The sequence below is a fragment of the Nitrosovibrio tenuis genome, from assembly GCF_900109785.1.
GTDB lineage: Bacteria > Pseudomonadota > Gammaproteobacteria > Burkholderiales > Nitrosomonadaceae > Nitrosospira > Nitrosospira tenuis_A.
In genome coordinates this window covers 96,139-106,045 of the sequence record NZ_FOBH01000009.1, presented here as the reverse complement: position 1 = coordinate 106,045, position 9,907 = coordinate 96,139, and the positions used below count along the sequence as shown (strand labels likewise).

Below are 9,907 nucleotides of genomic sequence, written 5' to 3'. Positions count from 1 at the left end.
AGCGACCCATCGAACGTCAGCACCGTGCTCAAGTGATAAACCGCGCTGCCCGGATGCAACTGCTCGAAAAACCACAGCCTTTGCTGGGCAAAGGAAGTGGGAAAGAGAAATGCTTCGCTGTAGGCCATGCCAGGCTGCCGCCCTTCCCTTTCGATCATTACTGCTCCCTTGGGGAAAATGAGTGGGTCCTGCTCGTCTGTCTTATTGCTTCTCTAAGGATAGAGCAACAAATGCACGACGAAAAATGAGGCGACGAAATCTCGTGGGTGATTGCCTCCGTTTCAAGCAGAATGCCAGAAAAAATTTCGCCGGGGCATAAGCGACCAAACTTAGCGGCTGCCAACCTTGCCCTTAGCACCGCACACTTTACTTCCGGTAAGTTTGGTCTCATACAGCCTTGTGCTGTCCTAGGCTGCTTTAGCAAGCGATCAATCCTGCCTGCCAGCTTGAGCCTTCACCAGTGTACTTTTGGTATGCCAAGCAAATTAATTAATAGCCAGCGGATGAGGTGTTAGCCAACGATGATGGAAAGGTATAAAGCTGGTTCATTTGCATTGAAGTACTGATCTGGACTGGTTAATGTCGAGTGTCCCGGGTTGATCAGTTGATTCCAGCCGGTATCAGAACGAATCCTAGCTCTTGAACACGCTCAGCCTTGACCGCATCAAGCTCCGGTAGATTGCCGGGCTATAATGATTTTAGTAAAAATTGGACCAATTTAACGTTCAAATTCGGCTAGACCAGAACAGCTCAGATTCGACTGTGATAGTTTTTTTCGATATCGGTCGCAATCGCGCGGTACAGTGGCCGCAAATTGGATCGCATATTATTAATGATAGCGCTGATACCCATCATTGAAGGGACGCGTTTCCCGTGATGCTCAATCTGTTGGCCAATATATTGAAGTTGAAAGCCCAATTTATCAAAGTGATTCGCCAGCCGTTCCTCCGTCAGAACAAAAAGTGTGTCGATCCCATTCAGACGGGCCAATTCCGTAGTGCCCAGATATAAGCCAATTGGAATGAAGGGAAACCGCGGCTGTTTTGGCGTGCCAAAATCTTCGCTTGAGATGCCTACTGCACTATTTTCCTCGCCTTTGCGCCTGCGATACCCGGCGACAACCGCGAGCCGTGACACCTCGGCAATATGATGACGAGGCAATTTGGCTGGATCAACTATCGATCGGTCCAGTGCGGCCGCGCAGCTTTTTTCGAACGGTAATTGATAGTGGGGATCCCCTTGCCTGGGCCGGACAATGCGAGTGCAACCAACGAACTCGCCTGTCTTGACGTTGCGCATCAGCAGATGCAGTGAATTAGAATCATGCTCATCAGTTTCGCGTCTGTCCGGTCGAACCGGTTCAAACCCCAGGTCTTCACAATAAACCTGATGCCGCACGCGATAAACCTCGTCTTTGAGCGCGGTCGAAAACGCCGGTACAATTTCGAAGTACTGTTTAAAGGCATCGCCTAGAGTAAATCTTTCGGGTATAGACATGGCTCAGTCAACGGTAATTTTCCGCAACACTTTAGCGTCGAGCAAAATATTTTTACATTTTGCCAGCTGTCTTGCCGAGGCAGTTTCCGGAGTGTTTGACATTCACCCGAACAATGCTAACAACTGCAAGAAAAATCGAAACTCCTGTTCTTCTATTGATACGGCGCAAACAACACAACCATCAAACCCGGGAAACGGGTATTCAATGATGGGGAAGCGCCCATTTATTGTTGTTGCTCGGGTTAGATTCCGCCTCATCCCCGGGATGCCAAAATTCATGGGGCCAAATAACGTTATGAGCGCTTTTTTTCCGGTGGAGTTCGTTGTAGCTACTCCATTTTTTTCAAATAATCCTTGGTGAAAACCTTGTCTGGTAGATCCCGCAGTTTCATTGCTGAGTATTCGAGCACAGACTGCTCGCCCTTATGCAGCGCATCTTCCATGACCAGGCGGGTTGGCCGCTGCTGTCCGAGTACCAACTGATAGTTTTCATATCGAGCGGTTTTGAGCAGGCGATCGGATAACGAGTAGAACTCGGCACGGTAGGGCCAGAAATTCGATTGCCGTACCCAGTATAAGACCTTATGATATGTAACACCCCGATCAACACCAGTAAGTTCCAGCACATAGTATTTTTCGCTATCAATGGTGTCGGTGCGCAAAATTGTAGCATTATAGTCGCCGGCGAAGTTTGCTCGTGCCACATCGCCGTTTGCCACCTGGCCGGTCAGCCGTTGTGACATTGAAAGACGCACAGGTTGTGAGATATCCGGCATGAATATCCACAGATCGCGTCCTTTCATCAACAATATTTGGCCGCGTTCGGAAGCGGGCTCGGTGGTCATCACCAGGCCGTTTTCATTGCCCTTGGATAAAACCCTATATTGATGCATATCCGCTGGCTGGCCGGGGGCGGTAGTATGAATGGTGACGTCAACCTGGAAGCTCGCACGGGGAAAGCGTGTCTGATCAGACTTTTCTAGAATGCTTTGAGCCGATATGGTATCGCCGGACGCCGCAGACACCGTGGTGACGAATATGCAAATTACTGTTAACAATAAGTATCGCGAAGACTTTTTTTTCATTTCAGTTCCTGTTATGGAATGCCGTTTACACTGAAAGTGCATAACTAAGGGTCCCATGAGCATTGTACGCCTTGAGCATGTATTCAAAGACTACACCTTGGGTGAACAGGCGGTCCAGGCACTCAAGGATATTACTTTGAGTATTGACGATGGTGCCTTCCTTGCGATCGCGGGCCCATCGGGAAGCGGCAAATCGACCTTACTCAATCTGATCGGTTGTATCGATACCCCAACGCTGGGAAAAATATTAATTAACGGACAGGATGTCAGTGGGCGGACGCCCGATGAACTGGCCGATCTCAGGGCGCGAACCATCGGTTTTATATTTCAGACATTCAATTTGTTTCCCGTGCTCTCAGCTGAGGAGAACGTGGAGTACCCCTTGCTGCAACTCAAGGAGATAAGCGCCGCGGAACGCCGCAACCGGGTTTCCCAATATCTGGCCATTGTTGGGCTGTCGAAACTTGCAAGACATCGACCAAACCAGCTTAGCGGTGGCCAGCGACAGCGAGTCGCGATCGCGCGCGCGCTTGCGACACAACCAAAGATTGTACTGGCTGATGAGCCAACTGCCAATCTTGATCATAAGACGGGTGAAGGCATCCTGCAATTGATGAAGGAGATCAACGGCAATTTCAAGACAACCTTTATATTTTCTACGCATGATTCGCGTGTTATGGAAATGGCGGACAGATTGGTGCGTATCGAAGATGGCCAGATCGTGAGGCAGGACGTCGACGATAACGAAAATTGGACATCATGACTGAGCAACGCCGTACACGTAATGCTCAAGTCGAGGATACGGATTGAACAGGATGGATGGAACACCGGCGTAAATTATTTGGATATGTCGTATTTATTACGGCATCGATAGTGTTGCCGGCACGCAGTCTTGCAGAAACTGCGGCATCTAGTTACGCAGCCGTCGCCATCCCGGCATCATCCAGCTTGCTGCCTAATAATACCGATGAGCAGCCTTTATTTTTGTCCTTGTCTTTATCCCTGGCCCCGCTTTCTGCTCGCAAAGTGGTCGAACTTACGGGTAAAAGTAACCCTGCTGCGCTCGATGAAGCTGAAGATGAGTCCTTACTTATGCCTCTGTCTTTATCCCTTTCCTTGCTCTCAACCCGGTCATTAATCAACGGCAATAAAGATAATGCTGCGCAAAATAAAGATGACGATGAAATTGAAAGGGAGGCAGGTTTCCGCGAATCGCTATTCGGCAGTATTGAACCCGCGGCGGAAGTGTCACCATCTACGCCCATATGGAAGCAATTAGTAACAGGATGGAGAGGGTTTTCGCAGCTCGAACTTGCCGACAACTACAGCAGTCCCGAACACTTTTCCAAAGCAAAGCTTCGAACTGAACTTTCACGTACCGGACAATTCAACGAACACATAAAATGGAAAATCAGCGGCCGTTTCGATTATGACGCCGCCTATGATTTGTCCAATTTTTATCCGGAGGCGGTTCGCCAGAATCAGCGCGCTCAATTTTTCGTCCGGGAAAATTACCTGGATGTCTCTGCTGGTAATTTTGATTTCCGTCTCGGCCGTCAGCATGTCGTTTGGGGGGAAATGGTCGGATTGTTTTTTGCCGACGTTGTGTCGGCCAAAGATCTGCGGGAGTTTATCCTGCCTGCGTTTGACATACTGCGGATACCCCAATGGGCGATACGCGCCGAGTATTCCAAGAACGACACACATGCCGAGGTATTGTGGATACCGGTACCGACCCTTGATGAGATTGGCAAGCCCGGTGCTGATTTTTATCCTGGCCCATTGCGTGGAACGGCCAGTTTTCTGGGTGAAGACCGTTCCGGGCGGAATATTGGCAATTCCAATTATGGGTTCCGCTTATCGCAACTAAAAAACGGATGGGATATGACAGCCTTCTATTATCATAGCCTGGATGCCTCTTCCACATTTTATCGGGTCAGCGGGCCAGCCGATCCTCTTGTTTTCCAACCGCGGCATGACAAGATCGACCAGGCAGGCGGAACCGTTACCAAAGATTTTGGCTCGATTGTATTTAAGGGTGAACTGGTCTACACGGACGGGCGCAGTTTTAATGTCGCGCGGCCCTCCGCAGTGAATGGGCTGGTCAAGCAGAACACCCTCGATTACGCGTTAGGGCTGGACTTCAGCTTGCCCGCCGAAACCCGCCTGAATTTACAATTTTTCCAGCGGGTTTTTTTTGCACATGACCGGGACAGTTTTTCAGACGCGGTAGAGAGCGGTGGCAGTATATTGCTCGTCGGCAAGGTCTGGCGGAAACTGGAAGCGCAAACCCTGCTCATCCATAGTCTCAATCACAGCGACTGGATGTTTCGGCCGAGGCTGTCCTGGAATTTTGAGAGGAACTGGCGCTGGGCCGTGGGGGCGGACATTTTTGGCGGGAAACCAACGGGTTTGTTTGGCCGTTTCGATCATAATGATCGCGTTTATACTGAGCTGCGCTACTCATTCTGAAGCTTATGACCACGACTTTCCCCCAACTCAGTTAATATCTCGGCTCGTAAACTCCTCTAACGGAATCAGAAATTCTGCCTTAGCGCCTCGACGACGGGCATTCGAGAAATATGCCTTGCCGGAAGGACAGCTGCCAGAATCGTCGCGCCGGTACCAATCGCACAGGATATCAGCAATTCCGACGGGATAATCTGAATTTGGGCCGTATAGCCGAGGTTCGAATTCGGTAGCGGGGGCATAGGGATACCCATTGCAGAAATGACGAGCGCTAGTGCCACACCAAGTCCGAGCCCGAGGCTGCTGCCGATCACTCCGAGTAACATGTTTTCGATGAGGATTTGCCGAAACACCTGGCTACTGCGATTACCGAGCGCCATCATGGTGCCGAACTCCCCTACCCGTTCGAAGACGGTCATATTTACGCTGTTGGCAACACTCAGCACAACCATAATCAGGATGATCAGCTGGAGAAAACCGAATTGTCGTTTATAAAGCTCTACCGCTTTTTCGTAGAAGTCATTCAGCTCGACCCAGGTCTTGACCTCCAGGCTGGAAGCGCCGAGTTGTTCTTTTAGCCGGGCTGCGACACGATCTGTGTCATCGGTTTTTTTCAACGATACGACGAGCGCGTTCACATCTTGTGTGCCGAGCAATTCTTGAGTTGCGGCAAGCGGGATTTTTACGGCTCGGGCGTCGTAATCGCTGGAAAAGCTCTTGAATACGCCGATGACCTGCAGATCCATACTATTCAGCGCGCCGTCGAGCGTATTCACCAGCAAGGTTACATAATCGCCGGGTTTCAATTTCAGTCCTTGGGCGACGCCGTAACCGAGCATGATGCCAAACGCGTCCCCGTCCGCCAATTGACGTCCTGCGGTGATCGAGACAGAACTTCCTAGCAGGGTCTCTTGTCCCGGTTCCACTCCTTCGCCGATGATCGGCAAATCACTGCGGCCATTGTTGAGCAGGCCTGAAAAGTTCAGCCGCGCCATCACGTTGGCAACGCCCCCATCGGCGGCAACACGTTGTTTTACCGCACTGGGAAACGCTATCAGGTACTTCTCGGGGGCGCGTGAACCCGCAGCAAAGTATCCGGCTTTATAAACTTGCAGATGCCCTGATTGTGAGTGAATAAGGGCCTCCGATAGGGTCAAGAACATATTGTTCACCCAGCCGCCGGCAAGAATAAGGCCCGCCACACCGCCCATAATTGCTGCCAGCGTCATTGCAGTGTGCGATTTCTGTCTAAAAACGCTCCGCAGGGCAAGTTTTAGCATGGGATTTTTGATTACCGATTATGGCGCAGGGCATCAACAATTTGCATACGTGACGCTCTCCAGGCTGGATAGACGCTGGCGGCCAGAGTTGTGCCGACAGCAAGCGTCAGCGATTTAAGGGCTATGTCCCAAGTAACGAGAATCTGCCCTGTGTAGCCACGCGCCATCCCCGGGGGTGGCGGCATTGGGATGCCAACGCTGGAAATCGCATAAGCCAATATCAGCCCCAGCAGTAAACCGAGCAGACCGCCAAGGCAGCCGAGTAAGACGCCCTCACTCAGGAATCGCCGCATGACACCGGTGCGCCTTGCACCGAGTGCCATATAAGTGCCGATTTCACCAATCCGCTCCATCACACTCATCATCATGGTGTTGGAGATGCTGAGCAAGATGATCACGGCAATTATCAGTCGGACCCCATTGATTTGTCTGGTGTATAGCGCCACCGTTTTATTGTAGAAATCCGCCAGGTCATACCATGGAACAATTTCGAAATTATCTTTTTGTAGTTTCTCGCGCAACTCTGCGAGTACGATATCTGTCTGCGCGGTGTCGTTCAGCAACACTATCCCGACATGCGAGCCCTGTGTGCGAAGCAGTTGGCGCGCCGTTTCAATAGGCATACGCAGAGCTGAATCGTCATAAGACTTGGTGACAGTGGAGAAGAGGCCCCGAATGGTGACCTCCACCGCATTAATTCCTCTCGAGGCGGTGCTTGCCAGTAGTACGACTCGGTCACCAACATTGGCGCCGAGATTGCGTGCAAGTCCCTCACCGACTATGATTCCCAGCAGATCATCAGCAGCAAGATTACGGCCTTCGGAAATCTGAAGGGCGTCACCGAAGGCTTCTTGCTGTCTGGGGTCGTCACCATCGCCAATAAATGAAATGGTTGATTCACCGTAGCTGACAAGGCCGCTAAAAGAAAGGCGCGGAGCCACGGCTTTGATTTGCCGTGGTTCGTTTGGCGTTTCCAGTTCAGGTATGACGTCTGGCAGAAGAAAGGCATAAGGGTCCGCTTTTCCTGCGCCATGATAGCCGGGGCGGACGATTTGCAGGTGACCCAGTTGTGACTTGATTGTAGATTCCCTGAAATCCAGGAAAATCCATTCGATAAAACCATTCGCCAGAATGAGCGCGGTAATACCAAACCCAACAGCACCTACTGCGATGGCGCTACGGCGCCTTTGGCGCGCAATATTGCGGAACGCTAAATTAAAGTCGAGCCAAAATGTTCTCAACGGCAATAACCCTTCTACACATATCTCCCGCCGTCCCGCTCAAGCCAAGAAATCGATCGAGTAAGGGGATGGGTATTATTCATTCTTCCCGCGTTATCCCGGTACGCGCGATTGTGGTAATGTTGCCAGGGATTTTACCAGCCCTTTCGAGGCCGTATTGCTATTCTTCAGGATAGTTGGTCCCGCATGTCCCGAAAGTATCCCTACTGATGCCCAATAAATAAAAGGGACTGAAAGCTATTACGCCCAAATGGTGGCAAGTAGCGTAGTGTCTAAGCAGGCTGAATCGCTGATCCCTCGTAACGACCTTCGGTTATCATCACAGGCTATCAACCTGGGCGGAAGCGTCACGGCAGATTGTAGCGTCCCGGAGCGATGATGTTATCAGGGTCGAATACCTGCTTGAGAGCGCGGATTTTCTTCCAATAGTCCGGGTCCGACGCGACAATCTGATCCATCATATCGGCTCGCGCGCGATACGGTTCAAGTTCCTTGCTGCGTATGTAGGCTAGCAGAGCATCGGCACAATTGTGAGCGCGCTCCACTTCCTCCGGGGACGCCCGGTCGAACAGCAAATTGATTATTGCGACCAGAGAGGTTGTCGTTTCAATGTTAAGCGTCATGTAGAGTGTATGGCCGTAACGTGACGCGACCGATTTCATTCCTTCCACTATCTCAGCAGCAAACCGGCCCTCTAACGGCAGAGCCGGGTTGACGAACAGCAATCCACAACGTGACCGGTCAAGCTCGGCGGCGCGATTGTTTGAATGACCGAATTTCCAGAGCAGGTTCTCGATTGCAACGTCGGTTGGAACCCCCAGAGCGAGTTTGTGAAGCGGGCGCATGGCCGAAATCGCCGCAGCATTTGCGCGCGCAAAAGGAATGAAGCGTAGGAAGTGCGCGATGGCATAGCCCAGATCCAGGAACTTATCTGTAATAACCATCAGACGGGCAAGACTGCGGGTTCTGCGACGGATCTCCTGCAGCGCTGCCTTCACCTGTCCGCCGTTACCCGTTACGGATGCCAGACTCGTCCACTCGTCAGTGACAATGGCGTTTATTGCCTGGTCAGCTTCCTTGATGGCGCCCGCGCGGCTGAAGCCACACTCATTCTCCAGATAACGGGTGATGCCGAAACTCAGCGTAGAACGTGTCCTTGCGCGGTTCGCAATATGGGTCACCGAGGTGAGCAGGCCATCACGCTTGAGGTGCGCCAATTCGTTTATGAATTGAGGCAGATCAGAAGTTTTGTGAAGCGCGAGAGAAACCGCAACCTCTTTTGGGCGCCTTGGAGACAGGCGGAAACATGCGCTAGTGACGATGCCGAAATTGCCTTGAAAGAACAAACCGTCGAGAATCGGCCCTAGGCCAAACGGATGGTTGTGCGCAAGAGGAGATGAATCGCCGAGCCGGCGGAAGCCGGTACGAAGAATTTCCCCGGTGCCTGTAACAACTTCCAGACCGAAAAGATCATCCTTTCGCGGCCCCATGTATCCTACGCCGCGATCGAGTGCATTGCCGATGATGCTGGTATCCCGGCCCGAGCCGGTCACGTTAAAGGTTAAATCTGGGCAGCGTTTTTGCAGGAACTCGTAAAGCTGAATTTGAGTTACTCCTGGTTCGATCACCGCAATCGGATTATTCGCCGATATGCTTACCGCATTGAGAATCCGGTTCATTTTTCCGAGATCAAGCAATGCACAGTTCTCGATTACGGGAGATCGTGATCCGTAACCCCAGTTGAACCCTTTGGAAACCGGATACAAGGGAGTACATGACGACCGGGCGGAGTGGACAATCCCAACTATCTCCTCGACGCTCGTTGGCTCGTGAACGGCATAAATTGTTTTTGACCGTCCGGTTATGTTATCTGTTGGGTTGGATGCGATCACAAAGATTCTCCATTCCATTCGCGCTAATTCAAGCGTCATGCCAAAGCCGGTGCGGCCAGATTAATATGTTTGTCAGCGACTGGCGACGGATCGTTCCAGCCGGGCGCGCGCAAATCGACGTTCGCCACGAAAGGAGTCATCACTTGAAGCATTGTATTTGGGGTTTTTGCATGTGTGTTTAAAGTCTATAGGGCATCAGGGTGCGCTCCATAAATGGAAATACAGTTCTCCCAAATCTGTATCTGAGCTGTATCCGAGCCCGCTTTACTGTCGGAATTTCTTACACATAGGGCGGGTCTGAAAGCTGCTATTTTTGTAATCAATTGATACTATACGTTTATTGAAACGTGGCACAAATCCTGCTTCTTAACCAAGGAAAGCAAATTCGCTTTTCTGTACTTTAGTTTTACCAACTCATAGTTACTTGAGCAGTTCATATTCAT

The 9,907-nt window shown here is 51.1% G+C and carries 8 protein-coding genes; 3 read left to right on the top strand and 5 right to left on the bottom strand.

All coding sequences use genetic code 11. The features are described from left to right. Positions 1 to 750 precede the first annotated feature (750 nt). Positions 751 to 1,497 carry a PEP-CTERM/exosortase system-associated acyltransferase gene (locus BMX00_RS11200; RefSeq protein ID WP_090829104.1) on the bottom strand — a complete coding sequence of 249 codons (747 nt, stop codon included), beginning with the start codon at positions 1,495 to 1,497 and terminating at the stop codon, positions 751 to 753. Between BMX00_RS11200 and BMX00_RS14405 the strand changes: the two genes are divergently transcribed. Continuing rightward, positions 1,496 to 1,858 (top strand): hypothetical protein, encoded by a 363-nt coding sequence (locus tag BMX00_RS14405; protein WP_143053095.1) that lies wholly within the window; start codon positions 1,496 to 1,498, stop codon positions 1,856 to 1,858. The two genes, BMX00_RS11200 and BMX00_RS14405, sit on opposite strands and share 2 nt — an antisense overlap. Here BMX00_RS14405 and BMX00_RS11195 read toward each other — a convergent pair. After that, positions 1,827 to 2,582, bottom strand: coding sequence for an outer membrane lipoprotein-sorting protein (locus tag BMX00_RS11195; RefSeq protein ID WP_090829103.1), 756 nt, complete (start codon positions 2,580 to 2,582; stop codon positions 1,827 to 1,829). The genes BMX00_RS14405 and BMX00_RS11195 overlap by 32 nt on opposite strands. A gap of 55 nt (positions 2,583 to 2,637) precedes the next feature. Here BMX00_RS11195 and BMX00_RS11190 point away from each other — a divergent pair, with 55 nt between their 5' ends. Both BMX00_RS11190 and BMX00_RS11185 read left to right on the top strand, forming a co-directional pair. Next, positions 2,638 to 3,345: an ABC transporter ATP-binding protein gene (locus BMX00_RS11190; protein WP_090829102.1), complete on the top strand. Its 708-nt coding sequence runs from the start codon at positions 2,638 to 2,640 to the stop codon at positions 3,343 to 3,345. Positions 3,346 to 3,401: 56 nt separating this feature from the next. After that, positions 3,402 to 5,054, top strand: a complete 1,653-nt coding sequence (locus BMX00_RS11185) for a DUF1302 family protein (protein ID WP_090829101.1) — start codon at positions 3,402 to 3,404, stop codon at positions 5,052 to 5,054. Between the two features lie 65 nt (positions 5,055 to 5,119). Here the strand turns inward: BMX00_RS11185 and BMX00_RS11180 are convergent, their stop codons facing one another. The 3 genes from BMX00_RS11180 to BMX00_RS11170 all read right to left on the bottom strand — a co-directional run bounded on the left by BMX00_RS11180 (position 5,120) and on the right by BMX00_RS11170 (position 9,464). Further along, positions 5,120 to 6,331: an ABC transporter permease gene (locus tag BMX00_RS11180; protein ID WP_090829100.1), complete on the bottom strand. Its 1,212-nt coding sequence runs from the start codon at positions 6,329 to 6,331 to the stop codon at positions 5,120 to 5,122. Between the two features lie 11 nt (positions 6,332 to 6,342). Beyond that, positions 6,343 to 7,572 carry an ABC transporter permease gene (locus BMX00_RS11175; RefSeq protein WP_090829099.1) on the bottom strand — a complete coding sequence of 410 codons (1,230 nt, stop codon included), beginning with the start codon at positions 7,570 to 7,572 and terminating at the stop codon, positions 6,343 to 6,345. A 347-nt stretch (positions 7,573 to 7,919) separates the two neighbouring features. Continuing rightward, on the bottom strand, positions 7,920 to 9,464 hold the full coding sequence (locus BMX00_RS11170) for an FAD-binding oxidoreductase (RefSeq protein WP_177171850.1): 1,545 nt from the start codon (positions 9,462 to 9,464) through the stop codon (positions 7,920 to 7,922). Positions 9,465 to 9,907: the final 443 nt, after the last annotated feature.